Origin of the sequence: Paenibacillus sp. JNUCC32 (assembly GCF_014863545.1) — a bacterium.
GTDB classification, from domain to species: domain Bacteria; phylum Bacillota; class Bacilli; order Paenibacillales; family Paenibacillaceae; genus Paenibacillus_AQ; species Paenibacillus_AQ lautus_A.
The window spans coordinates 4277505-4303496 of record NZ_CP062260.1 but is presented as its reverse complement, the minus strand read 5'-3'; the positions used below and the strand labels follow the sequence as shown (position 1 = coordinate 4303496).

Here is a 25992-nt window from a genome sequence, read left to right as displayed (position 1 = left end):
ATGACTTCAATGTTGAAAAGGGGTGGAGGTAAAGCAATGAAACGATATGCACCAGCTGCAATCCTATGGATCCTCGGCATGTTCTTGCTCAGCGCATGCGGTTCAAGGGATGAAGAAGAGGAACTCCAACGCGTAACGCTGGAGGAGGTTGAAGTGCTGGAGATCGACCATGGCAGCACGACCTTGTTCGTGGAGACAGCGGATGCGGAAGCATTGGAGGTTTCGCTGCTCCGAAGCGGCAGTTCCGCAGGAGCCGTTGTCGATCAAAAAGATAATCGGGTGAAGATTTCTTTAGATAACGATATCACTCGGATGTTCAATATCGGCCGGATGCCGCAGCTTCGCGTGAAAATTCCCGCGGACTATGCAGGGAAGGTCGAAATTGACGGTTCTTCCGGCAAGGTAACGGGAACCGGCTTGCAGAATCACAGCCTTCAGGTGAAGGGTAAAAGCGGGAATATCTCCCTTGCGTTCGCCCGTTTGAACAACGATGTGGATGTATCGGCGACTAGCGGAAACGTGAACATTCAGCTCGATGAAGAGACGCCTGATGCGACATGGGTGCTGCAATCCGGGAGCGGACGGAGGTCCATTGCCGTTCCGATCCAGGACAGGAACGAGAGCAACCGGAAGACGGAAGGGCGCACCGGTGACGGGGAGTTTGAGGTGAAGCTCAAAACCTCCTCGGGGAACATCTCGATAAAATAACCATGCGGAACTGAGCGTAAGAAAAAAAGCATCCCCGTTCGGTCCTTTCCAAGAGTTCATTGCTTCCGGACTCTTGGAGCAGATCGTCAGAGGATGCTTGTCATCTTAACCTATGAAAAATTCTTATATGACAGCAAGGAATGATAGCACCTTATTCTTCAGCAGGCACAGAAGCCTTGGATGAAGCGGAGGATCTCATATATTGGGGCGGGTTTACGTCATCGATCAGCAGAATACCGTCGTACTGGTCGCGGGCGATTAAGCTTTCCGGAATCATCCCCCAGCTATAGGCAAAACGCGGCTCAAACATCCACGAGTTGCCTGCCTCGCGTTTTTGGTAACGCAGATCAACGAAGGTATACGGCGAGCCTGCGGCCGAGAGGATCGATTCAATGGAGCCCGGCTCTGCCGGCAGGACGTCATGCACATTCCCCATATTATCCGCGGTTTGGCCGCTGGCCGGATACAGGCCAAGCACGTAACTGTATTTCTTCATTTCATCCGAGAGTTTCTCTCCCATTAAAGTCACCGGATATGGCGTACCCATCACCTCGGTTTGAGCTTTGCGGATGTGGTCGTTATGTCCCCACACGATGAATTTTTCCATCGGGTATACTTCGGTTGCCAGCCACATGAGATTGTCATGCATCGCCTGGTCCCGCCATTCCATCGATTCCAGGAACGGGACATAATCCCCGCTTTCCATACCAAGCGTTGATTGAATGGAGAGCTCCACATATTCCCGGGCTACCCGAATCCGGTCGTTCAGGGTCCGCTCGAGCAGCATGGACAGTTTGGGGTTATCCGGGTACAGCCGTTTCAGATGAGCTTCGTTTGCCTCCGTCTTTAATGATTCCAGAGCATCCTTGTACACTTGAATCAGCTGATGTTTCTCTTTGCGGTAAGCGTCTAGATCCGTACCAAGAGAGTAGTCGGACAGTTTCTTCTCAGCTTCCGATAGACGCTTAGCCATGGCCTGATCCTGCAGCCATTGTCCGTCCAACAGCGGATGCTGCAGCTGCATGTCAAAACCGGTCAGCACGAGCGGCTGCTTGCTCTGTTGTGCTGTTTTAATGTAGTCGAACAACGGCAAAATCTCCTTGGACCACCAGACGCCGAAGATGGAATCCTTCATCGTTTGTTCCGCGCTCCGCTGCCCGGCCCTGCCGTAAGCCAAGGAGCTGTTGCCAAGACCGCTCTCAAAGGCCAGAACGTTGTACCCCATCTCCTGATGCAGGAACTGGATCAAGCGGGTCTTCGCCAGATTGAACTCGCCAACCCCGTGGGAGCTCTCCCCTAGAAACACGAAACGTTTGTCATGCAGCAAGGGCTTCAGCATAGCCAGATCCCTATACTGGTTAGTGCCGTTGGCTGTGTTGGCCGGGTGAATCGTATCCAGTCGATATACATGGTCTTTGGCCCAATTCTCCCACTCGGCAATTTTTTCATCCGACGTTCGTGCAGTCGTAACCTCGGTAACCTGCCCTTGGATGGGATCGGCGGCAGAAGCATATGTTTTTCCTTCAGGGATGAAGGTGGTTCCCAATAGGGAAGCGGTGAGCAAAAACACGGTGAATGCTTTTCTAGCTTTATGTAATGGCATGATAGATTAGGTCACTCCTTATATGATGATTGGTTATTAGTTCTTGCCTTGAAACGTTGGCGTCACCTCCTTAACCTTGTCGGCAATTGCTGTCTGGCGGCGTTAGTGAATTGAAATGCAGCCCTGCCCTAGTCTTCTTCCCAGAACAGATCGTTCAGCGTACGCGATAATGCCTTGCATATGGCAACGCACAGGCTGAGGGACGGATTATATTTCCCAAGCTCGATCAGGCCGATGGTCTGCCTGGAGACGCCGACGATCTGGGCCAGTTCTTCCTGCGATAAATCCTTCTCGACGCGGGCCATCTTCAATTTGATGTTTTTCATGCGGCAGTCCCCCTAATATCCCTTTCTACGAGTCGAATGGATCGTTCTGCGACATTTTTTGGCTTACCTTGTTGGCGCCGTAGTGGATCAACCAATTCCCCCCGACAAAGAGCGGGATGTAGATGATCAGTGAGACGAGGAAAACGCTAAAGAAATATTTGAGCTCGGTCGCGCTGTTGTCATTGCCAAACAGAACCGCGCTGCGGATACCGAAAAAAAGAGCAAGTGCGACACCGATAACAAGCCCCCATATCGCCGTACGCATGCTGAACGAAATTTTGCTCCGCTGGTCATGGACCTCCACTTCATCCGAGTAAATCCCCAGCGCCACGCTGCGTATCCCGAAATATAAGCTTCCTCCCAGAATGATCAGCATTTCCAGCCAGACGGGTTCCGTTCGCGGCAGCACAAAAGATTTGATGATGACGGAAATGCTGCAAATGACCATGATCAAGGTATACACCTCTTTATATAACTTGTTCTTCAAATTGACGATACGCTCATCCTCAACCGAGTTTTTCTTAAGCCAATTCAAGCTCATCATTCCTTCCTTTTGGTTAGAGATACGTTCCTGAGATTTTCTGGATACATGCATTGTAATAGTATTTACGTCTTTTTGCAATATATATATGTCATTTTGAATTTAATATTTGTCTTTTAAGGTGAGAAGGTGGATAAAAGAGTCTCAAACACTCATCATAGTCTATAGGAGGAACTTATTCTTGATATATTTTGCTGAACCGGACGCTTGCCCTGGAGGTTTACATTCTGTGCTCGCGTGTTAGAATTGAATTAGGGCATCTCTCTTGCCCAAATTGATGTCGGGAGCGTGTTTTTTCTCATGATCCATTTCATTCGTTTACGCTAATGTGAGGTACAGATCCAAGTAGGCTCGGCCCTTTTTTTTGACAACTGCGGCTTGAGTTTATTTATCTGTGCCTTTTTTATTGCGATCAATCGAATGAAAGGATGATTTGCTGTGTCCAACAACGAAAAATTGTTAAAAAAAGCACAAAAACTTTCGATACACGAGAAGATGTTTCAATGCCCGATCTGCGGCGGTGCCATGAAGGTAGAACGCATGGCCAGCCTGGAATGCGAGAACAGGCATTGCTATGATATATCCAGACAGGGATACGTAAACCTGCTGAACCATTCATCCAAAACCAAATATGATAAGGCTTTGTTTGAGGCCCGAAACACGATCAGCGGCAGCGGCTTCTTCGGCCCCATGGTAGAAGCGGTAACGAATCGCCTGATCCAGGAGCTGAAGTCCCGGGAATCCGTGAAGCCTGTAAAACTGCTTGATGCAGGCTGCGGGGAGGGCTCCCATCTATCCGCCATCGGACATAAGCTTCGGGAGCACCCTTTGGTGCCGGATGTTCTCGGCGTAGGCATGGATATTGCCAAAGAGGGCATCGTTATGGCCGCCAAGATATCCCCTGATTCTATATGGTGCGTGGCCGATTTGTCCCGGAGCCCGTTTGCCGACCAACAGTTCGATTACATCCTGAACATTCTGTCCCCGTCCAATTATTCGGAGTTCAGGCGGCTGCTTGCGAGTGGCGGATCATTGGTGAAGGTAATCCCGGACAGCCTGTATTTGCAGGAGCTTAGAACCTTGTTCTATACAGGCACAGGCAAGGAGAATTACTCCAATGACAGCACAATAGAGCTATTCAGCCGCCACTTTGAGCAAATCGAAGCCGAGCGGGTGCAGTATCGAGTCATCCTGGATAACGATCAGATGAAACAGTTGATTCGCATGACGCCGTTATCCTGGAGCGCTTCGCCCGAGGCCATCGGACAAATGCTGGATGAAGCGATGGAGGTCACGGCGGACTTCAAAATCCTGTATGGATGGAATGAGGGATAACCATAACGGTCCTTCAGCCGAAAATGCCTCATATTTTGCTAAAGTGATCCAGTTGGGCGATAATAGGAGTAACGTTGTAAATATGAAAATAAGGTGGTTGACGATCATATGGCACTTCGAATGAATCCATATCTCGTGATGGACGGGAATGCTAAGGAAGCTATTCAATTCTATGAGAAGGCGTTGGATGCCCAGGTCATCATGGTTCAGACCTTCGGCGAGATGCCGGCGAACCCTGATTTTCCGCTGCCGGATAGCGCGAGAGATCGCATTTCCCACGCTTTGCTGAAGGTAGGAGAGACGGATTTGATGTTCTCCGATACGTTTCCCGGTCAACCGGTTCAATCCAGCAATCAGGTTCAGATCTGTATCATGACCGATCAGGCCGAACAGGCCAAGCGGATATATGAAGCGCTGCGGGAGGACGGTCAAGTGGTTATGCCCCTTCAGGAGACGTTCTGGAGCCCGGCGTACGGCATCGTGGCTGACAAATTCGGCGTGAACTGGAATATCTCCACGGAAGCGGAAGCGTAGAAGCTGATATATAAATGAACAAAAAGCCCTGACGATTTGCCGTCAGGGCTTTTTGTTCGGTTGCAGCGCAGTCGAGTTTCCTGAATTATGCCCGAGATCCGTCCCACCACTTATAGTAGATATGGACATGCCCGGCGGGGCTTGCCACGAGCGGATCGATAACGAGTGTTTTGCCGCTCACCTTCAACTCGATCACCTTCTTGTTCTTCTCCGCGGAGTCTATTTTCGCGAGGAAGGCGGAATCGACTTGGAAGCCATACAGCTGGAGGAGTTCGATCAGCATGCCGCGCTGGGTTTTATCGGCGGCATTGGAAAGCGCGATTCCGCTGAACTGCATAATCTGCGGCTCGAATTGAACGGACACGGCGTAATCCGTCTCACCGGTTTGCTTCGTGCTGGTCATCACGATTTTATTCGATCCGTCGTCATAAATGCGGTAGCCGCTGTACTTCGGAAATACCTTCTGGCGGATCACGAGGTACATCTCGTCCCGGTAAACGTCCCAAGGGGTTGGCAGCTTCGGCAGCATGGCCTCCGCGCTTGGCGCGGTAGGGCGGTCGTACAGGTTCGACATTCCGCGATCGGTCAGGTTTTTGATCAGCTGAAGCACTTCGGCCCGCGTGATGGTGCCGCTGCCTACATAGCCTTCAATCGTATTTTCACCTTTGATCCGGCCCTGCGCGTACTTTTTCCCCAGAACGTATTGAATGGCCTGATTCCCACCGTAGTTCACGCCGTCGGCGCTGGATATCAGCTCGGCCACATGGGCCCGCGTTATGTATTGGCTGCGCTTGGTTTTGTCAGCGAATCCGTGTACAGGATAGTTCTTGAAGTGCAGAAAATGATAATATTTATCCGACCATAGTTCGGTCAAATAGTTCTCCTGCAGGTCCTTGCCCGTAATGCCGACAACCAGCATGCGGATGAATTCGGCCTCGGTCACATTCTGATTAGGCATGAACATTCCGTTCGCATAGCCGTTGACAATCCCCTTGTCGACGCCCCATTCGATGGTCGTTTTTGCCCAGTGGTTATCAATATCCCGAAAAGTAACCCCGGCAAAAGCGCTGCCAGCTCCTACGAACAAAGAGACAGCCAGGAGTATAGGCGCACATAGTGTCCTGAACTTCAACATCTGCAATCCTCCATCTATAATTTGCTAAAATACTACAAAATACATTGTATAGGCCTATTTTTCGGGCGGTCAAGCATCAGAAAGCGGTTCCGAACAAAGATGGGCTGTTATAACTAGCTAACTAACTTTAGCGATACTAAGGGACTACAGGACCAAGGAAGTGCATAAATCTTCCGTTTTTGATGTGGGATATACGAAGGGAAGACATGTTTTTCATGAAGCATCCAGGGAGTGAGACACGCTGCCGTGCGAAAATATCCGGAGGTTCCAGAAATCGGATCTAGTCTAAAAGTTAGGGGTTCGGAGTTCCTATTGGAAGATGCCTTGCCATTAGGTAAAATATCCCTTGTTTACTATCTACAGAAGAGAGGCGAAAATCGATGAGATTGATGCGAAAATCGTTATTAACCTTATGCAGCCTTTTGCTTGCCGTCTCGGTTATGGTGCCGCTAACAACGATTCATGCAGCGGATCAGAAATGGATCAATCAAGTATGGAGCGAGTATAAATCCTATAACAAGAAGACGGTAAATGCGTATAACAATTACCAGAAACAAGCAGACAAGAAATATAAGGCGTTTTATAATGCCAGCCATGCCTCCCTGGACCAGCTCGAGAAAAAAGTGCTGGAGGATCAAAAGCAGTGGGACGAGAAGCTTCGAGCCGATTTGGAGCAGCTGAAGCTGAAGTATGAGGGAAACCGCGACCTAAAGGATAAGCTGGCACAATATGAACGGTTCATCAATCCAAGTTATTTAAACGGTCCGATGTGGAAGTATGCGAATGCCGCTAACCGCAATTATTTGAACAGTACCCTATGGAAACTAAGCAAAGAAATGAACGAGGATTATTTGAACAGCTGGATGTGGACATACAAGAAGACGATCACCCCGAGCTATTTGAACAGTTCCGCATGGAAATTCAGCAAAACGGTCAGTGAAAGCTATTTGAACAGCCCGATGTGGAAGCTCCGTAACGGATCCAGTACGTCGTACCTGAACAGTCCGATGTGGAAGTACAAACAAGGGAAAATCAGCAAAGCAACAGCTAAGAGCCAATACGGCAAGCTGTTTAAGGAACAGACAACCGCGATCTCCAAAGGCAATGCTGCAAGAAAATCCGAAATAACGAAAATGGCAAGCGGTACGCAGAAGAAGATAGACGAGCTATATAAGGAAACGGTGGTTATACTTGAGACACGTCGCGAGGAGGCGTTGAAGAGCATCTCCGACCTGCGGATCGAAATTGCCGGAGAAGGCTTGAAATGGGAAGCGCTGCTCGTGGAGAAACCGTAATTATCTATATTTTTAAGCCTACAAGAAAAGAGCTGCCCCAGATGGTCCTAACATGACCATAGGGGCAGCTTTTGTTTTTGTAAAAATGAAAACAAGAAAATGCAGGATATTCTTTGACTTTAACGATTATTTCACATAATATTATGTCAGTAACCTAACAAAAACTAACATAAATAACACGGAAGCTGAACGACAAATTCGCACTTAAGTAGGTTGATAACGATGAAAACGAAAGTGACGATTCAGGAAATCGCCGATTTCACGGGCGTGTCTAAATTCGCTGTATCCCGGGCCTTGTCGGGGAAATCCGGCGTCAGCCCGCAGACCAGGGACATGATCCTGAAGGCCGCCGGACAGCTTGGGTATTTCAAGGATCAGCCAGGCCAAGCGGCAGGAAGAAACCAGCAGCTCCAGGAGCCGGAGAACCGAAAATGGGCGGGGGCGGTACTGGTCCTGTTCCCGAATGTCCGATATCAGAATCGCGAATCGCTCTATTGGGGGCCGGTTTTTGACGGAATATCGACCCGCCTTAATCAGAAAGGGCTCGACATCCTGACGCTGACGGAGCCTTCGAATGACCACATGTTCTCCCTCCTGAATCCCCAGGGCATTCTCGGGATCGTAACGGTGGGAGCCGTGTCCACGCAAAATTTAATGGATATCAAGAAGCTGAACATTCCCGTGGTCATGGTAGACCACATGGACCCCGCGTTCCAATCGGACACGGTGTTCACCGACAATATGCACAGCATGAAACAAATCATGACCAAACTGATCAGCAAAGGATATAAAAAATATCAGTTCATCGGCAACATCGAAGATGCCCAGAGCTTTTACGAGCGCTGGATCGGTTTCTCGTCCGCGCTGGCCGATTACAAAATCGAGCATCGGCAGCTGCCTTCTCTGATCAGCCCGGAGATAGAGAACATACACGAAACGTTAGGCAAGGCTCTTGCCGGAAACGAGCTTCCGGAAGTGTTCGTTTGCGCTAATGATATCACCGCCATGTTTGCCATGGAGGCGCTCGGGAATCAGGGTATCGACGTACCGGGTCACGTACAGGTGACAGGGTTCGATAATACGTACGACAGCCTGCCGATTATGGCAACGGTGAACATCGACAAGGAATTGCTGGGAATGCGTGCCGTCGATCAATTGCTCTGGCGGATCGTGAACCCGGATTCCAATTATGAGCGTCTCCTTATTCAAGCCGATGTCATTGTTAGGGAATTGAATAACGCTGCGCGGGATACCGACGAACTATAAGCTGTACATGTAATGTTAAGTTAGCCCCGATGTCTTAAAGACATCGGGGCCTTTTTGTATTCATAACAAACAAATAACAAATGTACGGATTCTATGATAGTCAATTAAGATAAAATAACAGTAATTTCAGTTGATATATAGGGATTTATAGCGAACAAGTCCGATTTTTGCTGAATTAAAATGTAAACGCTGTCGCTAATTATTTAGGTTATTTATAAAATAATATTTAGGTTGTTTGTTATTATTATCATAAAATATATTGACGTAATTACGATCCTGGTGTTATATTTTTTGGCAAACAGGGATAACGGATTGGGGGCGGGGGAACAACAGGATTGCCGGGAATGAAGCATCGACATCATCTTGGGGGTACTTGCATGACGTTAACAGGGCGTTAAACAAATAGGGGAGGTTTTTAGCGTGAGAAAAATGAAAGGGCTTTCTTTATTGCTTATCTGTTTGTTATTTTTGATTACCGCTTGCAGCGGCGGAGGGGCCAAGCAGGCGGAGGCGCCGCCGGCGACCCCGGCTCCCAGCACGGAAACCGCGGCAGAGACTCCTAAAGAAGAACCCGCCGAACCTGAAGCAGAACCTGTTGATCTGGGCGGCCGCGTGATTAAGGTAGCCGCTTGGTGGGACCTGAAGCCGGCAGGCACAACGGCCGGTGAGAAGGCACGCCTGGAGAAGATCGCCGAAATCGAGAAGAAATACAATTGCAAAATCGAATTCGTCAACGTTCCCTTTGAGGAGTACATGAATAAATTCACGACAAGCGTGCTGGCAGGCGAGCCGTTCGCCGATATCGTGCAGTTGGAGTACAAGTCGGCATTGCCGGCGATTATGAAGGGACAGATCCTGCCGATCAGCGAATTTACCACGGACAAAAACAACATCAATAACGAAGCGGATCTGCAGACGAAATATCCATCCATTGGCGGAGGGGAATACGGCTTCGATAATCCGACCTCCATCGGGCTCGGACTTCATTACAACCGCGACCTGTTTAAGAAGAACGGGCTTCCGGATCTTCAGGAGCTGTATGCCAAGGGAGAATGGAACTGGGATAAATTCATGGAGCTTGCCAAACAGGCAACCAAAGATACGAATAACGACGGGAAAACGGACGTATGGGGCTTCTCCGGTTGGGCCATTGATGCGGTAAAGCATTTCACCGCCGCTAACGGGGGCAAAATCGTAGACGATTCCAACGGCAAAGAAGGCTTGTCCGATCCGAAGACATTGGAAGCAGCCGAGTTCGTGAACCGCCTCTACAACGTGGAGAAGGTTGTGAAAGTCAAGAGCGGCAACAAAACGAATTGGGAAGAAACCAACACCTTCAAAGACGGCGACGTAGCCATGTTTACGGCGGCGGAATGGATGCTGGGCGACATTACGTTCGAGGTTGGCGTGGTTCCGATTCCTGCCGGCCCGCAGGGATCGGCAGAAACAACGTATGCCAATACCGCCGCGTCCGCGAAGTTCATTGCCAAGGGCGTGAAAGATCCGGCCATCGTCTACCAAATTTACGAAGAGACGTTCGATATACCGCCGACCGAGGAATACCCGGGACAGGATTACCTGGAGAGCATCTATACCAATCAGGAAGACATCGACATGATTCGCGAGCATATTGCCGGAACCGGCGTCATCACGGTCGACGAAGCCTACACGGATTACCCTACGGGCGCTTTCATTGAGGACATTATCGTGAACAATCAATCGGTAACCGCTACGGCCGAGAAATATAAACAACAGGCACAGGCTGCTGTCGATAAAATGGGCAAATAAGATGGACGGGGGCGTTAAAGCTTAAGCCGCGCCCCCTTCTCCTGAACAGGGGGATGAACATTGACACATCAAACGCAGCTAAAAAAATGGATGACCCGGTTATTGGTTCTTGCTGCAATCTTCACCGCTTTGACGGTGTTCTTTAATAGAGGGGGGAATGAGTCCGGAGCCGGGGGGAGGCCGGAACACGGCGGGACAGGGCTTACATTGGAACGTCCCGCATCGCTGGTCAATCTCAGCACGCAGCCGGGGAAAAGCATTTCCTATGTCCAATATTTGTCGGATCATGACGGAAAAGGTCGACCTGATCGTGAGATCACGATTCCCGCGGCGGATTACAGCCGTGCCGAGGGCGGGGAATTCCGCAGGCTGGAAGCCTATGAGGGTCATCCCGGAACCTCGTTGTTCACGGGGGAGAAGGGTGAGGTGGAATGGAAGGTTCATGTAGAGGAGGAGGGATTGTACAATCTGTCCCTGCTCTATTATCCGGTGGAAGGAAAGAGTTCCTCCATTGAGCGTTCCATCCGCATCGACGGGGAGGTTCCATTCCAGGAGGCCGCTTATTTGCAATTCGACCGCATATGGGATAACGCCAAGGACGGCATCGATCAGGATAACCAGGGCAATGACCTGAGGCCGAAGCAAATCGAACGCCCCGCTTGGACCACGGCGGTGCTGAAGGATGCGGATGGTTACATCACGGAGCCGCTTCTTTTTTACTTTGAGGAGGGGGAGCATACCGTATCTTTAACGGCCGCGCGGGAACCGATGGTTATCGGGGAACTCAAGCTGTTCCAGCAGGAGAGTCCGCCGACGTATGCCGAGCTGTACCGGCAGTATGAGGCTGAAGGGATTCGAAGAACCGAAGGCGCCTTGCTGGCGATTCAGGGAGAAGACGCAGTCGCCAAATCCTCGCCGACCCTGTATCCGCTAAGCGAGCGTTCGAGTCCGAGCGTCAGCCCTTACAGTGCGTCGAAAGTCCGAATCAACACCATCGGCGGCTTCAACTGGCGGCTGCCCGGACAGTGGATCGAATGGGAACTGGACGTCCCGGAGAGCGGGCTCTATAGGATAGCGTTCAAATCGCAGCAAAATTTTGTGAGGGGCATGTACTCGACGCGAAAGCTGACGATCGACGGGAAGGTTCCGTTTGAAGAAATGAACCACGTCGCTTTCCGCTTCAAGAACGGATATCGCATGGACGAGCTTGGGGGCGATGAACCTTATCTGTTCCGGTTGGAGCAAGGCAAGCATGTGTTACGCCTCGAGGCGAGTCTGGGTGAATTCGCTCCCCTCATTCATGAGGTGGAGGACAGTCTGCTCAACCTGAATGCCATGTACCGCAAAATATTGATGATCACCGGCACGAATCCGGATGAATTCAGGGATTACCGCGTAGAGCAGCGGATACCGGAACTGCTGGAAGCCTTCCGGTACGAAAGCGGCAGACTGAAAGCGGTCGCGGCCAGATTGGTTGAGCTGTCGGGTCAATCCGGCGACCAGGAGGCGCTGCTGAAGACCATGGCGCTTCAGCTGGATGAGATGATCGAGAAGCCGGATACGATTCCGCGCAGGCTGGAGGCCTACAAGACGAATACCGGCGGACTCGGAACATGGCTGCAGCAGGCAAGGGAGCAGCCGCTGGAGATCGATGCCCTCTATGTTGCATCAGCCGATGCCAAGCTGCCGAAGAGCGGAATGGGGGCTGCCGATAAGGTGAAGCATGAGGCGTCGACGTTCTTCAGCTCCTTCTTCATCGATTACAACAATATCGGTAACGTCACGGATGAGAAGAACCAGCGTTCGATCACCGTATGGATCGGCAGCGGCCGTGATCAGGCCAATACCATCAAGGCGATGATCGACGAGACCTTTACGCCGGAGACCGGCATCAACGTCAATCTGAAGCTGGTGAACATGGGGACGCTGCTCCCCGCCACTTTGTCGGGACAAGGACCGGAGGTCGCGATGCAGATCGGCAATGACCTCCCCGTGAACTTTGCCATGCGAAATGCCGCAGCGGACCTGATGCAATTCCCTGACTTCGAATCGGTAGCGGCCAGATTCCGGGACAGCGCCTTGGTGCCATACCGATACCGCAGCGGCGTATATGCGCTGCCGGAGACGCAAACCTTCAACATGATGTTCTATCGGAAGGACGTGCTGGAGGAGCTGGGTCTTGAAGTTCCGAAGACTTGGGACGATGTGGCCAGCCTGCTTGCCGTATTGAACAAAAATCATATGCAATTCGGTCTTCCCGTCGTGGCGCAGGCACCGGATCAGTGGACCACGCTGCCGCCGAATTCGATGTATGCGGCGCTCCTGATGCAATCCGGCGGACAATTCTACCGCAACAACGGCCGGGAGTCGGATCTGGATTCCAAGATCGGGCTGGAAGCATTTAAACAGTGGACGGAGTATTACACCGACTACAAGCTGGAACGGGAATACGATTTTGCGAACCGGTTCCGTACCGGACAGATGCCGATCGGCATTTCCGATTACACCACTTATAACCAGCTGTCGGTGTTCGCGCCGGAAATCCGCGGCGTATGGGGGTTCGCCCCCGTTCCGGGAACCGTTCAGGCGGACGGCACGATTGACCGCACCGTACCGAGCGGCGGCAGCGCCGTGCTGATGCTGGACGATGCGAAGGACAAGGATGCGGCCTGGGAATTCTTGAAATGGTGGACCAGAGATGCGACGCAGACGAATTTCGGCCGCGAAATGGAAGGGCTGATGGGCGCGGCGGCCCGCTATCCGACCGCCAACATCAAGGCGCTGGATAGTCTGCCGTGGCCGGTAGCCGACTACGAGAATTTGAAATCCCAATTCGAATGGGTTCAGGGAATACCCGAGGTGCCGGGCGGTTATTCGACGGGCAGGCATTTGTTCAATGCCTTCTATCGTGCGGTCATCAGCGGCATCGAGCCGCGGGAGGCCTTGATGGATTCGGTGCAGTATATTCACGACGAAATCCGAACCAAGCAAGCAGAATTCGGCGAGCTGCAGGAATAGGGGGAGTCCAATTTGCATAATGCCAGCCTTCAGGATCCTGAAGTTACGATGTCAGCCGCAATCCGCCCCGTCAAGCCGCAATCCTGGTGGAGGCGGAAGCTGGCGGAGATGAAGGCCAGCAAGCATTCCTATATTTTGCTTGCGCCTTATATGATCCTGTTCACGCTGTTTACCGTTTTTCCGGTCGTCATTTCGATGATTCTCAGCTTTACGTACTTCAATATGCTGGAGTTTCCGCGGTTTGTCGGCTGGGATAATTATACGCGCCTGTTCCTGGAGGACGATATCTTTCTGGTCGCGCTGAAGAACACGCTGCTCTTTGCAGCCATAACGGGACCCATCAGTTACTTGGCCTGCTTCCTGTTTGCTTGGGTCATCAATGAGCTGGGTCCGCGGCTGCGGGCGTTCATGACCCTGATCTTCTATGCGCCTTCGATCTCGGGGAACATTTACTTCATCTGGCTGATGATCTTCTCGGGAGACCGCTACGGCATAGCGAACGGCATGCTGATTAAGCTGGGCATCATCCTGGAGCCGATCCAATGGCTGAAAACCGAAGCGATGATCATGCCGATTATCATTTTGGTCCAGCTGTGGCTCAGCCTCGGAACCGGCTTCCTGGCCTTTATCGCCGGACTTCAAACCGTGGATAAAACACTCTACGAAGCGGGTGCCGTGGACGGGGTCCGCAACCGCTGGCAGGAGCTGTGGTTCATAACGCTGCCTTCGATGCGGCCGCAGCTTATGTTCGGCGCGGTCATCCAGCTTACGACATCGTTTGCCGTGGCCGACGTATCGATTGCGCTGGCCGGTTTCCCGAGCGTGAACTACGCGGCGGAAACCATCGTCACGCATCTCATCGATTTCGGTACGACGCGCTTTGAGATGGGTTTTGCGTCGGCGATTGCGACCGTGCTGTTCATCCTGATGGTGGGAACCAACCTGATCGTCCAAAAATTGCTGCGCAAGGTAGGTGAGTAGACGCGTGAGGGTTACATACGAACTTCCGAAAAAACGGGACGGCCGCCTGCTGAACGTCAGGCTTAAAGCTCGCAGCAAACGGGTAAACCGCTCGTTCATGGGGACCTTCTCCCTGTTTGCGCTGCTGGCGGTGTTCGGCGCTTTCATGGCGCTGCCCCTGGTGTACGCCATCAACAACGCGTTCAAACCGCTGGACGAAATTTTCCTGTTCCCGCCGACGCTGTTTGTCCGCAATCCGACATGGAATAACTTTTCCGATTTGATCAATCTGCTCGGCCAGTCCTGGGTACCGTTCTCGCGGTATATCTTCAATACGGTCTTCATAACCGGGGTCGGCATTGTCGGTCATGTGATCTTTGCATCCGCGGCGGCTTATCCGCTGGCCAAACACAAGTTTCCGGGCAAGGTATTCCTCTTCCAGGTCGTCGTGCTCTCGCTGATGTTCACGCCGGTCGTTACGGCGACGCCGAATTATATGATCCTGTCGTGGCTGGGGCTCATCGACACCTACTGGGCCGTCATTATACCGGCTTTCGGCTATTCGCTAGGGTTATATCTGATGAAGCAGTTCATGGAACAGATACCGGATGCCCTATTGGAAGCGGCCAAAATCGACGGAGCGAGCGAATACCGGATCTTCTGGTCCATCGTGATGCCGAACGTGAAGCCGGCGTGGCTCACGCTGATCATATTGCTGTTCCAGATCCTGTGGGGAACCGACGGCAACGGCTTTATTTACAGCGAACAGCTTAAGACCCTGCATTATGCATCCAATCAGATCATTCTGGGCGGTATTTCCCGGGCCGGCGCGGGCGCGGCCGTGGCAGTCATCCTGATGAGTGTGCCGATTGTGCTCTTTCTGTTCTCGCAGAGCCGGATCATCGAGACGATGGCGACCTCCGGGATGAAGGATTAGGGAGGGGATCAGATGTCAGCGAAAAAATGGTTGCTAACTCTCGCGGCGGCCTCCCTGCTGCTTACCGGCCTGATGCCGGGGAGCGTCTCCGCCAGTGCTCCGTACGAGAGCTATATCTACAATTATTGGGAGGAAACGGTTGCCGTGCCTGCGGCTTATTTGCCGGAACGCGCCGTTACGGGGAAGGAGCTGGGCATTGGGGATTTTTTGGATCCGAGCGATATGCATGTGTCGGAAGCCGGAAACGTCTACGTGCTGGACAGCGGCAACAAACGGATCGTCGTCCTGGACGACACGTGGAACGTGATCCGGGTGATTGATTCATTCATGAACGAAGGGAAAGAGGACGGTTTTGCAAATCCTGCCGGCATCTTCATTGACGGGGACGAGCAAATCTATGTTGCGGATACGGACCATCAACGGGTTGTCGTGTTGACGACGGAAGGGTCGCTTGTCCGCATCATGGAGCAGCCGGAGTCGGATGTGCTGCCACAAGGCTTTCAATTCATTCCCCTGAAAGTAGCGGTGGATGAAGCCAAACGGGTATTCGTTGTCGCCCGCGGCGTTTACGAAGGCATTATGCAGTTCGAGGAGGACGGTACCTTTCTCGGGTACGTCGGAACGATTAAGGTAAAGCGCGATTATGGCGATTATTTCTGGAGATTGGTATCGACGAACGCGCAGAAAGCCCAGATGAGACTGTTCATCCCGACCGAGTTCTCCAATCTGGATATGGACGGCAAGGGGTTCGTCTATGCCACGAATATTGACGTCGGATCCAGGGAACCGATGAAACGCCTCAATCCGTCGGGAGAGGATGTGCTAAAGCGCTTCGGCTACTTTCCGGTTGCGGGAGATATTTATTATCGAAGAACGGTGGGGCCGTCCAAGTTCGTTGATATTAAGGTGCTCGGCGACGGGATGTACAGCGCGCTGGACTCTACCCAAGGTCGCGTCTTCACATACGACGAGACCGGCAATCTGCTGTTCGTATACGGCGGCATCGGGAATCAGCTGGGCCTATTTAAGACGCCGGCGGCGATTGAACGGCTTGGGGACCGTCAGCTTGTGCTGGACCGGGGAAAGGCAAGCATCGTCATATTCGAGCCGACCGAGTTCGGGAAGCAGGTTAACCTTGCCGTCCGCCATCATTACCGGGGAGAAGACGCGGAGGCGGAGAGCTATTGGGAACGGGTTCTTCAGCTCAATGCGAACTATGACATCGCTTATATCGGCATCGGGAAAGCGAAGCTCATGAAGGGGGAGAACAAGGAAGCCCTTAAGTATTTTGAGCTGGGCATGGACCGCAAGAATTATTCCGTGGCGTATAAACGATATCGCAGGGAGGTCATGAAGGAGCATTTCGGCACCTTTTTATCGGCAGGGACCGGGGGCCTGCTGCTCTACGCGGTCTATAGAACGGTAAGAACCCGAAAGCAGAGGAGGGCAGGAAAGCATGAAGCAGGATTATCTTAAATTCCCCCTTCATTTGATCGTTCACCCCTTCGACGGATATTGGGACCTGAAGTATGAAAACCGGGGGCGGCTCGGTGTCGCTTATCTCGTATTGGCGCTCGTGGTCATTGCCATGATTCTGCAGCGGCAGTATGCGGGATTTCTGGTCAACTACAATGATCCGCGGACGCTGAGCAGCATCGACGAACTGATATTTATCGTCCTCCCGTTCTTCCTGTGGTGCGTCTCCAACTGGTCGGTCACCACGCTCATGGGCGGTGAAGGGAAGTTTAAGGAGATCGTGATGGCCAGCGCATATGCCCTCATTCCGATGGTTCTGATCTATCCGCCCATGACGCTGGCGAGCCGGTTCATGGTCCAGGAAGAGACCGTGTTCTATTATCTGCTAACGACGGTAGCAGCGATCTGGTTTATCGGGCTGCTCTTTGTCGGCACGATGACGGTCCACCAATACTCGGCCGGCAAAACGGTCGTCACGATGTTACTGAGCCTGATCGTCATGGGCATTATCGTATTTCTGGGCACGCTCGTCCTGAGCATGCTGCAGCAGATTTACACGTTCGTTGTCAACGTTTACCGAGAGATCATTTTCAGGCAATAAGGAGGCCGTAGGCCGTGAAAAAAAGAAAATGGCTGTACACGGTGCTTGCATGTACCGTTATAACGTGCATGGCTGCGGGCTTACTGATCTACGTGAACCGGGGAGCGCCGGCGGTCGACGTCGCTGCGTACAGTACGGCGGCGACCGAGACGGCGCAGGGCAGGGAGCTCTCCGTCCTGAACGATTTGACAGGCGGCGTGCCCGGCATGGATCTGGTAGCGGAAACGGAGGCGCTTGCGCTGTATTATCATCCGGACACGACCGAGGTCGCGGTACGGGATAAGCGGAGCGATACGGTATGGTACAGCAATCCGCCAGACCGGATGGAGGACGGAATGGCTTCGCCTTTCGAGAAGGAAATGCTGTCTTCGCAATTGACGCTGACGTTCCGGGATGGGATCGGCACGCTTGAGACTTATCCGAATTATACGTGGAGCGTGATGAACGGGAACTATACGGCGGAAGCCTTGGACAACGGCGTTCGCGTCACGTATACGCTGGGAGATGTCTCGCTCGGGATCGACGCCTTGCCGAAATACATCTCGCAGGACCGGCTGCAGGAGAAGGTGGTCAGCAAGCTGGATGCGTCATTGGCCAGATACGTGCAGGCCCGGTATTACCCCATGAAGGATAACCCTGCGATGCTGGAGCGCCTGGACGACCAGATCAAGAAAGAGCTGGTTCTGAAAAAAATGCTGGGCGCTTTCGAGCAGGCGGGTTACACCGCGGAGGATCTTGCCTATGATAACGAAGCGGGCGGAGGAGCCGCCGCAAGCGCCTCTTCGAAGCCGCAGTTCAAGATTCCGCTCGAATACCGGCTGGAAGAGGATTCGCTTGTCGTTACGATACCGCTTGACCAGGTAACGGAAAGTGAGAGTCACCGCCTGCGCAGCGTAGAGCTGCTTCGCTATTTCGGCGCGGCGGGAACGAAGGCCGAGGGTTATATGCTGGTGCCGGACGGCAGCGGCAGCCTGATCCACCTGAATAACGGCAAAGTGAAGGAAGAACAGTACGTGCAGCGCATATACGGCACCGATCCGAATCATAACAGCAGCAGCCGCGGACAGGTGGCCGAGCAGGCGCGGATGCCCGTATTCGGCATGAAGAACGGGGACGGCGGCTGGTTTGCCGTGATTGAAGAAGGCGACGCCATCGCGAGCGTGTCAGCGGACATTGGCGGGAAGCAGAATTCGTACAATCATGTATTCAGCAGCTTTGCCGTGCGCGGCGAGGATATGCTGGAGCTTTACACCGGAAGTACGGTGCAGGAAATCCAGCTGTTGAATGACAAGCTGTACAACGGGAAGCTGTCCGTCAAATACCGTTTCCTGTCCGGCGAAGGGGCCAGCTACTCCGGCATGGCCCGCTTGTATCAGGAAACGCTTGCGAAGGAAAACAAGCTGGTTCCCCTGGAAGAAGCGGAGGGCATTCCGTTCTATCTCGATATGCTGGGAAGCGTGGATAAACGGAGATCTTTTCTGGGCGTACCGTATGATGCCGTCGTCTCGATGACCACCTTCGAGCAGGCAGGCGAGATCGCCGCTCTTCTGAACGGCGAGGGCATCGCCAATCTCCGAATGCGTTATCTCGGCTGGTTTGGCCAAGGCGTCCATCACAAAACCCCGGTGAAGGTAAAGACGGACAGCGTTGTCGGAAACGCCGCCGAGCTTAAGGCACTATCCAAGCAATTGCAGGACGCCGGCGGCGGGCTGTATCCGGATGTTGCCTTCCAGCATGTCTACCATGACGATGGGGCGTTTACGCCGTCATCCGATGCCTCCCGTTTCGTAACCAGGGAAACGGCAGCGCTGCATCCGTATGACCGGAACACGAACCGGATGAACTCGTATTACGGCACGTACAACCTGATGTCGCCGGCGAAGCTTCCCTATTACGTGGACCGATTCACAGGGCAATATGAACGGTTTGGCATGGGGGCCGTGTCATTGCGGGACCTGGGCGATGTCCTGAGCTCCGATTACCGGGTGCAGCGGGTGGTTTTCCGGGAAACCGCGAAGTTTATCGTGACCGATCAGTTGAAGGCGCTGCACGAGGCATACCCGAATACGATGGTTTCCGGTGCCAATGCTTACAGCTGGCCATATGCAGGCCACGTGCTCGATGTCCCGACGTCGAGCAGCGGATTTGGGCTGACGGATGAAGCCGTGCCGTTTTATCAAATGGTCATTCACGGCTACCTGGATTATGCGGGAGCAGCGGTCAATAACCTGAATGAACAACATTTGCGCAAAGCGCTCCTGCAGTCGCTGGAATTGGGAACGGCTCCGCATTTCCTATGGTCTTATGAACAAAGCTCGAAGCTGAAGTATACGCGTTTCGATGACATGTACTCCACGCATTACAAGGATTGGTTCGAAGAAGCGGTTTCCTTGTACCACGAGCTGAACGAGGTGCTGGCGCCGATCCGGACGCAGCGAATGGTGGAGCATAAGCGGCATGAAGACGGCGTGGTGGAAGTAAGGTACGAGAACGGCGCCTCGATTCTGATCAATTATACCGATCAAGCGGTTGATGTTAACGGGGTCCTAGTGGAACCGCAAAATTACGCTGTAGGTGGTGACCGGGCATGAAAATGAGATTGTCCCTGACTCAGAAAAGATCCATGCTCGGCCTCCTCTTCATCGCGCCATGGCTGATCGGCTTTATCTTTTTGTTTGCCGGGCCTCTGTTTCAGTCCATTTTGTTCAGCTTCAGTAAATTGAACATCTCTCCCACGGGCTATGAGCTGGAGCCGGTAGGTTGGAGCAATTTCAACACCGCGCTGTTCGTGGACGCGAACTTCAACCGGATCCTGACGGAATCGATACTGGGCATGGTGGTGGACGTTCCGCTGATCTTGTTTTTCAGTCTGTTCTCGGCCGTTCTGCTGAATCAGAAATTCCGGGGGAGAGCCCTTGCGAGAGCGATCTTCTTCCTGCCGGTCATCCTGGCGTCAGGCGCGATTTCGGCAGCGGAAACCTCGGGTCTGATCAATCTGGTCGGAAATGCGACGGTGGCGGAGGAGCTTGGGCAAGCCTCCGGGCAGTTCAACGTGCTATCGATGGTGCGCATCTTGTCCGAAGCCGGATTTCCCATTACCGTAACCGAGTACATTATCGGGGCGGTCATGAGGATCTACGATATTATCAGCAGCTCGGGCGTGCAGATTCTGATCTTTCTTGCCGCCCTGCAGGCCGTCCCTGGCTCGATGTACGAGGTCGCGAAGATAGAAGGGGCTACCGCTTATGAATCGTTCTGGAAAATCACCTTTCCGATGGTGAGCCCGCTCATCCTGACGAACATGATTTATACCATCATCGATTCGTTCGCGGACAGCACCGTGACCCGAACGATTTATGAGACGGCCTTCAAAACGCAGAATTTCGGGCTCAGTGCCGCGATGGCGTGGCTGTATACCATCGTTATCAGCTTGCTGCTGGTGTTGATGGGAATCATCGTCTCAAGGAAAACCTTTTATCAAAACTAATGGCAAAGAGATTCCTGACTGACGGGTGCAGGAAAAAAAGGAGGTCCTTATGGCATCGATTCGGGATCGCTCGGACGAAACGGCTCAGGAACGACTGAACCGCTTCAAGAACAAGGCGCTGCCGATTCTGTGGTCAGTGTTCCGCTATCTGCTGATCATCGGCATCACATTCATCATCATCTATCCGATCATCACCAAATTCTCCGTCGCGTTCAAAGACAAACAGGATATTTATAACCCAACGATTTACATGATTCCGGTGCATTTCACATTGGATAATTTCAAGATCGTGCTCGACCTGCTGGATTATTGGCCGCTGCTGCTGAACACGATGATTTACGTATTCATCACGATGCTGCTGACCACGATGTCGACGGCGCTTGCCGGGTATGGCTTTGCAAGGTTCACCTTTCCGGGAAGCAATCTGCTGTTCGGCCTGGTGGTGCTGACGATCCTGATCCCGATGAGCACGCTGATGGTGCCGATGTATTTGCATTTCCGCAGCTTTGACATTCTGGGACTGGTTCACTTGTTTTCCGGAAAAGAGGGCATCAACCTGCTGAACAGCTACTGGCCATCGATCATTACATCGGCCACGGCCACCGGGCTTAAGGCCGGACTGTTCATTTATATCTTCCGCCAATTTTTCCGGGGGCTGCCGAAGGAGATTGAGGAGGCGGCGCTGATTGACGGGGCAGGCGGGATTAAGACGTTTTTTGCGATCATGCTTCCCAATGCGATTCCGCCGCTCATTACGGTGACGCTGTTCTCGTTCGTCTGGCAGTATAACGACACCTTCTATACCTCGCTCTTTATGAGCGAACAGTCCCTCATGCCGCTGAAAATCGCTTCGCTGCCGGCGGACGCCAACCAGTTTCTCCCGGCTCTGATGGGGCTCGGCTCATCGGCCAAGGCCGATCCGAACTATGTGGCGCTTGTGGTGGATACGGGGATATTGCTGGCCATTCTGCCGCTGATCGGATTGTATCTGTTCGTGCAGCGCCATTTTGTGGAGAGCGTGGAGCGTACGGGGGTTGTCGGGTAGAGGCTGCTGCAGGGCAGGTGCAATCCCGAAGAATGCGTAACATGTCGCAGGACAGATGTTGTGCTTGCCTGATTAGGTATGCCGCAGGAATCGGGCTGTGCCATTGGGTGTGACGGATGGAGGAAATGTGTAGAATCTTTCATCCATACGGCAATTACAGGATAGGAGTGAATCGCATGACAAAAGCAAACGGCAGCCGTTATGAGGTCCGGCCGGACTTGATCAATCCGGCCGCTTCGAATGAAGCGAAACGGTTAATGGGTTATCTGTGCAGCATTTACGGCAAGCGGATGCTGACCGGGCAGCAGATTGGGGTTGTGTCAACGCCGGAATTCGAGATGATCCGCGAGGTCACGGGAAAATACCCGGCCGTCGGCGGGTTCGATTTCATGAATTACTCCCCATCCCGGGTGGAGCGCGGAGCCGAGCGTCAAGATACGGATCTGGCGATGAAGTGGTGGGACCGCGGCGGGATCGTCACCTTTTGCTGGCATTGGAATGCCCCGAAGGATCTGATCGATTTGCCGCCGGACCGGACTTGGGGCCGAGGTTTTTATACCAATGCGACAACCTTTGATATCGCACGGGCGATGTTGGAGCCTTCGTCGGAAGAGTACGGTCTTATCATCCGGGATATCGATGCGATCGCTGCCGAGCTCAAGCGTCTGCAGGATGCCGGCATTCCGGTGCTGTGGAGACCGCTTCACGAGGCATCGGGCGGATGGTTCTGGTGGGGGGCCAAAGGCCCCGAGCCTTGCATCGCGCTTTGGAAGCTGATGTACGAGCGCATGACGCATCACCACGAATTGAACAACCTGATCTGGGTATGGAACGGGCAGCACAAGGATTGGTATCCGGGCGATTCCTACGTCGATATCATCGGGGAGGACATTTATCCGCCTGCCCGGGATTACGGCTCGCAATCCGAGCGGTTCCGCACCGCTGCATCGTATACGGATGCGGCAAAAATCATTGCCCTGACCGAGAACGGTGTCATACCCGACCCCGATCTCATGCAGGAGGACGGATGCCCGTGGGCATGGAATTGCACATGGTATGGAAACTTTGTGTTCACAGGGGAAGGAAATAACCGGAGGTATTCAGAAGAGTATACGGATGAGTTGCAGCTGATCCGTACCTATCATCATCCGTTTACGGTCACGCTGGATGAACTTCCGGATCTGAAAGGCTGACGGCTTGATCTGTAAGGCATGCTGCCGCTCGCCGGGAAGCTGATCGTAGCGTGGAGAACGAGCTGAAGTGCGAAAAAAGTCACGTCTGTATGAGGTATGACCCGAACCGCATCAAAATCAATATATAGAGATGGAGAGAGACGATCATGAATTTTAACGTTATGACTTTAAATCAATGGAAATTCAAGGCTTGCGATGAATCCGAGTGGCTTCCGGCCCAGGTGCCGGGCTGCGTTCATACCGACCTGCTGAAGAATGGCATCATCCCCGATCCCTTCTACGGGACGAATGAGCATGACCTGCAGTGGATCGATAAGAAGGATTGGGAATATGAGACGTCATTTGATTTGGATTCGAATCTGAGCGCACAATCCCGCATCGAACTCGTATTCGACGGATTGGATACCTACGCGGACGTGTTCGTGAACGGGGCCAAGGTGCTTTCCGCCGATAATATGTTTCGTTCATGGCGGATCGATGTGAAATCACAGCTCAAGGATTCGGGAAATGTGATGAAGATCCGCTTCCGTTCCCCTATCCAGGAGGATCTGCCGAAGCTTGAGAAGCTCGGATATCCGCTGCCTGCTTCGAATGACCAGTCCGAGGTTGGCGGGATGGGCGACCAGAAAGTGAGTATTTTTGCCCGAAAAGCGCCTTATCACTACGGCTGGGATTGGGGGCCGCGTTTCGTGACCAGCGGGATCTGGCGGGAGGCCAGGCTCGAGGCTTGGTCCGAAGTCAGGCTGGATGATTTGTTTATTCGCCAGGATGAGGTTACGACAGAAATGGCCAGGGTTACGGCCGTTGCCACCATTGCAGCGGAGCAAGCTTGGCAAGGCGTGCTTCGGGTAAGTGCGGGCGGCCAGACATGGGAACAGGATGTTCGGCTGGAAGAAGGCCGTCATTCGGTTGAATTGAGCCTTGAACTTGCCGAGCCGAAGCTGTGGTGGTGCCGCGGCCTGGGCGAGGCCCATCTCTATTCGTTCCATGCCGAGCTGGCGGAAGCGGAACGGACCGTTGCGGAGAAAAAGGTTCGAACCGGCCTGCGCAGCGTCAAGCTGGTACGGGAGCAGGATAGCCGCGGCACTTCCTTTTACATCGAGCTCAACGGCACGCCTGTGTTTGCCAAGGGAGCGAACCATATTCCGAACGACAGCTTCATAACGGAAGTGACGGCGGAACGCTATCGCCATGAAATCGCGTCCGCTGCGGAATCGAACATGAATATGCTGCGCGTATGGGGCGGCGGTATTTATGAAGAGGACGTCTTTTACGATCTGTGTGATGAATACGGGCTCATGGTATGGCAGGATTTCATGTTTGCTTGCAGCATGTATCCAGGCGACGAGGCGTTTCTGGAGAACGTGCGGCTGGAAGCGGAGGAGAACCTGGTCCGTCTGCGGAATCACCCGAGCATCGTGCTCTGGTGCGGCAACAACGAGATTGATTCCGCCTGGGCGCACTATGAAGAGAAGGGCGGCTGGGGCTGGAAGCAGGACTATACCGAGGAGCTCCGCGAAAAGATCTGGAGCGACTACGAAAAGATATTCCACGAAATTCTTCCTGAGGCCGTAACCGGTTGTGCTCCGGGAGCGGAGTATTGGCCTTCCTCCCCGCTGGTATCGCTCAGCCATGACAAGGAGCAGCATGCCAATCCTTCCACAACGAGCGGGGATATTCATTACTGGGGCGTGTGGCATAACACGGAGCCGTTTGACAACTACAACGTTTACGTCGGCCGATTTATGAGCGAATACGGGTTCCAGTCCTTCCCGGAACCGAAAACGGTGCGGACGTATGCAGAAGATCGCGATATGGAGCTGGAGTCGAAGGTCATGCTGGCTCATCAGAAGAACGGTGCCGGCAACCGCTTGATCAAGAGTTACATGGATCAATATTATAACGAGCCGAAGGATTTCGAGGCTTTCCTGTACATGAGCCAGATCCAGCAGGCCGAAGCGATGAAGACGGCGATCGAAGCCCACCGCCGCAACAAGCCGTATTGCATGGGCACGCTGTATTGGCAGATGAACGACTGCTGGCCGGTCGCTTCGTGGGCAGGCATGGATTACCTCGGCAGATGGAAGGCGCTGCAGTACGCGGCCAAGCGCTGCTTCCGGGATGTCAGTCTCTCGGTCGAATCCAAGGAACAGGAGATTCGGGTTCATCTCGTATCCGATATTTCAGAAGCGGTCCAGGGCACGCTGAAGGTTCAGTTAGTCGATTTTAACGGAAAAGAGCTCTATGGATCCGAGCAGCCGATCCGTGCGGAAGAGCAAGCGTCGCTCGTCGTATTCCGGGCTGCGGCCGATGAGCTGCTCCGCGGGCATGATTCATCCGAGGTCGTACTGTTGGCGCAATGGCTTCAGGATGGAGTCGTGGTTGATAGCAAAACATTCTATTTCGTGAATGACAAGCATCTTCGTCTGCACAGTCCGACCATCAGCGTAAAAGAAGTCGAAGGAAGCGATGGTACGGCGTTTGTGCTGGAGAGCAGCGTGCTTGCCCGCCACGTATGGCTGTCCGCCGAAGCGGAAGGCTTCTACAGCGATAACTTCTTCGACCTGATTCCGGGCATCCCGGTGACCGTATCCTTCAGCCGCCGAGATAACGGAGAGCAGGCATTTGTACCAGGCAAGCCGGGCCGGGCCGAGGTTCGGTCCATGGCCGATTGCATCGATCCGTCAATGGTGCTGACCGTGTAATTCATCCTGCAATCGATCCGCTAACAAAGCCGCCCCTAT

At 53.0% G+C, this 25992-nt stretch carries 20 protein-coding genes; 16 read left to right on the top strand and 4 right to left on the bottom strand.

Annotated features, from left to right (window positions below; translation table 11 throughout):
• Window positions 1–36 precede the first annotated feature (36 nt).
• Window positions 37–708, top strand: a complete 672-nt coding sequence (locus JNUCC32_RS19280; RefSeq protein ID WP_192569506.1) for a DUF4097 family beta strand repeat-containing protein — start codon at window positions 37–39, stop codon at window positions 706–708.
• Window positions 709–859: 151 nt separating this feature from the next.
• Here JNUCC32_RS19280 and JNUCC32_RS19275 read toward each other — a convergent pair whose 3' ends face one another.
• The 3 genes from JNUCC32_RS19275 to JNUCC32_RS19265 all read right to left on the bottom strand — a co-directional run bounded on the left by JNUCC32_RS19275 (window position 860) and on the right by JNUCC32_RS19265 (window position 3178).
• On the bottom strand, window positions 860–2311 hold the full coding sequence (locus JNUCC32_RS19275; RefSeq protein ID WP_192569505.1) for an erythromycin esterase family protein: 1452 nt from the start codon (window positions 2309–2311) through the stop codon (window positions 860–862).
• Window positions 2312–2439: 128 nt separating this feature from the next.
• Window positions 2440–2637, bottom strand: a complete 198-nt coding sequence (locus JNUCC32_RS19270) for a helix-turn-helix transcriptional regulator (protein WP_009594955.1) — start codon at window positions 2635–2637, stop codon at window positions 2440–2442.
• A gap of 25 nt (window positions 2638–2662) precedes the next feature.
• Complete coding sequence (locus JNUCC32_RS19265; RefSeq protein WP_192572699.1) at window positions 2663–3178, bottom strand: DUF6773 family protein; 516 nt, start codon at window positions 3176–3178, stop codon at window positions 2663–2665.
• 438 nt (window positions 3179–3616) lie between these two features.
• Here JNUCC32_RS19265 and JNUCC32_RS19260 point away from each other — a divergent pair, with 438 nt between their 5' ends.
• Window positions 3617–4513, top strand: a complete 897-nt coding sequence (locus JNUCC32_RS19260) for a putative RNA methyltransferase (protein ID WP_192569504.1) — start codon at window positions 3617–3619, stop codon at window positions 4511–4513.
• Window positions 4514–4621: 108 nt separating this feature from the next.
• Window positions 4622–5047, top strand: coding sequence for a VOC family protein (locus JNUCC32_RS19255; RefSeq protein ID WP_192569503.1), 426 nt, complete (start codon window positions 4622–4624; stop codon window positions 5045–5047).
• Between the two features lie 85 nt (window positions 5048–5132).
• Here JNUCC32_RS19255 and JNUCC32_RS19250 read toward each other — a convergent pair whose 3' ends face one another.
• On the bottom strand, window positions 5133–6182 hold the full coding sequence (locus JNUCC32_RS19250) for an S-layer homology domain-containing protein (protein ID WP_009594975.1): 1050 nt from the start codon (window positions 6180–6182) through the stop codon (window positions 5133–5135).
• Window positions 6183–6562: 380 nt separating this feature from the next.
• Between JNUCC32_RS19250 and JNUCC32_RS19245 the strand changes: the two genes are divergently transcribed.
• From JNUCC32_RS19245 to JNUCC32_RS19185, 13 genes are all read left to right on the top strand, one after another.
• A complete protein-coding gene (locus JNUCC32_RS19245; RefSeq protein ID WP_192569502.1) occupies window positions 6563–7477 on the top strand; it encodes a coiled-coil domain-containing protein in 915 nt (304 codons plus the stop codon).
• Between the two features lie 222 nt (window positions 7478–7699).
• Window positions 7700–8743 carry a LacI family DNA-binding transcriptional regulator gene (locus JNUCC32_RS19240; RefSeq protein ID WP_192569501.1) on the top strand — a complete coding sequence of 348 codons (1044 nt, stop codon included), beginning with the start codon at window positions 7700–7702 and terminating at the stop codon, window positions 8741–8743.
• A 420-nt stretch (window positions 8744–9163) separates the two neighbouring features.
• A complete protein-coding gene (locus JNUCC32_RS19235) occupies window positions 9164–10531 on the top strand; it encodes an ABC transporter substrate-binding protein (protein ID WP_096775181.1) in 1368 nt (455 codons plus the stop codon).
• A gap of 60 nt (window positions 10532–10591) precedes the next feature.
• The gene (locus tag JNUCC32_RS19230) at window positions 10592–13549 is read left to right on the top strand and encodes an extracellular solute-binding protein (RefSeq protein ID WP_192569500.1); all 2958 of its coding nucleotides are present in this window, start codon (window positions 10592–10594) and stop codon (window positions 13547–13549) included.
• Between the two features lie 12 nt (window positions 13550–13561).
• A complete protein-coding gene (locus tag JNUCC32_RS19225; RefSeq protein WP_096775183.1) occupies window positions 13562–14530 on the top strand; it encodes a carbohydrate ABC transporter permease in 969 nt (322 codons plus the stop codon).
• Window positions 14531–14534: 4 nt separating this feature from the next.
• The gene (locus JNUCC32_RS19220) at window positions 14535–15446 is read left to right on the top strand and encodes a carbohydrate ABC transporter permease (protein ID WP_009589726.1); all 912 of its coding nucleotides are present in this window, start codon (window positions 14535–14537) and stop codon (window positions 15444–15446) included.
• Between the two features lie 12 nt (window positions 15447–15458).
• A complete protein-coding gene (locus JNUCC32_RS19215) occupies window positions 15459–16922 on the top strand; it encodes a gluconolactonase (protein WP_192569499.1) in 1464 nt (487 codons plus the stop codon).
• A complete protein-coding gene (locus tag JNUCC32_RS19210; protein ID WP_096775185.1) occupies window positions 16903–17523 on the top strand; it encodes a Yip1 family protein in 621 nt (206 codons plus the stop codon). Before JNUCC32_RS19215 ends, JNUCC32_RS19210 begins: the two co-directional genes overlap by 20 nt.
• Window positions 17524–17537: 14 nt before the next feature.
• Window positions 17538–20114 (top strand): DUF5696 domain-containing protein, encoded by a 2577-nt coding sequence (locus JNUCC32_RS19205; RefSeq protein ID WP_192569498.1) that lies wholly within the window; start codon window positions 17538–17540, stop codon window positions 20112–20114.
• Window positions 20111–21010, top strand: coding sequence for a carbohydrate ABC transporter permease (locus JNUCC32_RS19200; protein ID WP_009589745.1), 900 nt, complete (start codon window positions 20111–20113; stop codon window positions 21008–21010). Before JNUCC32_RS19205 ends, JNUCC32_RS19200 begins: the two co-directional genes overlap by 4 nt.
• Before the next feature lie 49 nt (window positions 21011–21059).
• Window positions 21060–22055, top strand: coding sequence for a carbohydrate ABC transporter permease (locus tag JNUCC32_RS19195; protein WP_096775188.1), 996 nt, complete (start codon window positions 21060–21062; stop codon window positions 22053–22055).
• 176 nt (window positions 22056–22231) lie between these two features.
• Complete coding sequence (locus JNUCC32_RS19190; RefSeq protein WP_192569497.1) at window positions 22232–23248, top strand: glycosyl hydrolase; 1017 nt, start codon at window positions 22232–22234, stop codon at window positions 23246–23248.
• Between the two features lie 146 nt (window positions 23249–23394).
• The gene (locus tag JNUCC32_RS19185; RefSeq protein WP_192569496.1) at window positions 23395–25953 is read left to right on the top strand and encodes a glycoside hydrolase family 2 protein; all 2559 of its coding nucleotides are present in this window, start codon (window positions 23395–23397) and stop codon (window positions 25951–25953) included.
• Window positions 25954–25992: the final 39 nt, after the last annotated feature.

Excerpts from the sequence above, each read along its gene's own strand:
- JNUCC32_RS19200 (WP_009589745.1), top strand. The coding sequence starts at position 20,111 with ATGAAAATGAGATTGTCCCTGACTCAGAAAAGATCCATGCTCGGCCTC.
- JNUCC32_RS19245 (WP_192569502.1), top strand. The coding sequence starts at position 6,563 with ATGAGATTGATGCGAAAATCGTTATTAACCTTATGCAGCCTTTTGCTT.
- JNUCC32_RS19210 (WP_096775185.1), top strand. The coding sequence starts at position 16,903 with ATGAAGCAGGATTATCTTAAATTCCCCCTTCATTTGATCGTTCACCCC.
- JNUCC32_RS19240 (WP_192569501.1), top strand. The coding sequence starts at position 7,700 with ATGAAAACGAAAGTGACGATTCAGGAAATCGCCGATTTCACGGGCGTG.
- JNUCC32_RS19265 (WP_192572699.1), bottom strand. The coding sequence starts at position 3,178 with ATGAGCTTGAATTGGCTTAAGAAAAACTCGGTTGAGGATGAGCGTATC.
- JNUCC32_RS19215 (WP_192569499.1), top strand. The coding sequence starts at position 15,459 with ATGTCAGCGAAAAAATGGTTGCTAACTCTCGCGGCGGCCTCCCTGCTG.
- JNUCC32_RS19195 (WP_096775188.1), top strand. The coding sequence starts at position 21,060 with ATGGCATCGATTCGGGATCGCTCGGACGAAACGGCTCAGGAACGACTG.
- JNUCC32_RS19190 (WP_192569497.1), top strand. The coding sequence starts at position 22,232 with ATGACAAAAGCAAACGGCAGCCGTTATGAGGTCCGGCCGGACTTGATC.
- JNUCC32_RS19270 (WP_009594955.1), bottom strand. The coding sequence starts at position 2,637 with ATGAAAAACATCAAATTGAAGATGGCCCGCGTCGAGAAGGATTTATCG.
- JNUCC32_RS19255 (WP_192569503.1), top strand. The coding sequence starts at position 4,622 with ATGGCACTTCGAATGAATCCATATCTCGTGATGGACGGGAATGCTAAG.
- JNUCC32_RS19280 (WP_192569506.1), top strand. The coding sequence starts at position 37 with ATGAAACGATATGCACCAGCTGCAATCCTATGGATCCTCGGCATGTTC.
- JNUCC32_RS19185 (WP_192569496.1), top strand. The coding sequence starts at position 23,395 with ATGAATTTTAACGTTATGACTTTAAATCAATGGAAATTCAAGGCTTGC.
- JNUCC32_RS19275 (WP_192569505.1), bottom strand. The coding sequence starts at position 2,311 with ATGCCATTACATAAAGCTAGAAAAGCATTCACCGTGTTTTTGCTCACC.
- JNUCC32_RS19250 (WP_009594975.1), bottom strand. The coding sequence starts at position 6,182 with ATGTTGAAGTTCAGGACACTATGTGCGCCTATACTCCTGGCTGTCTCT.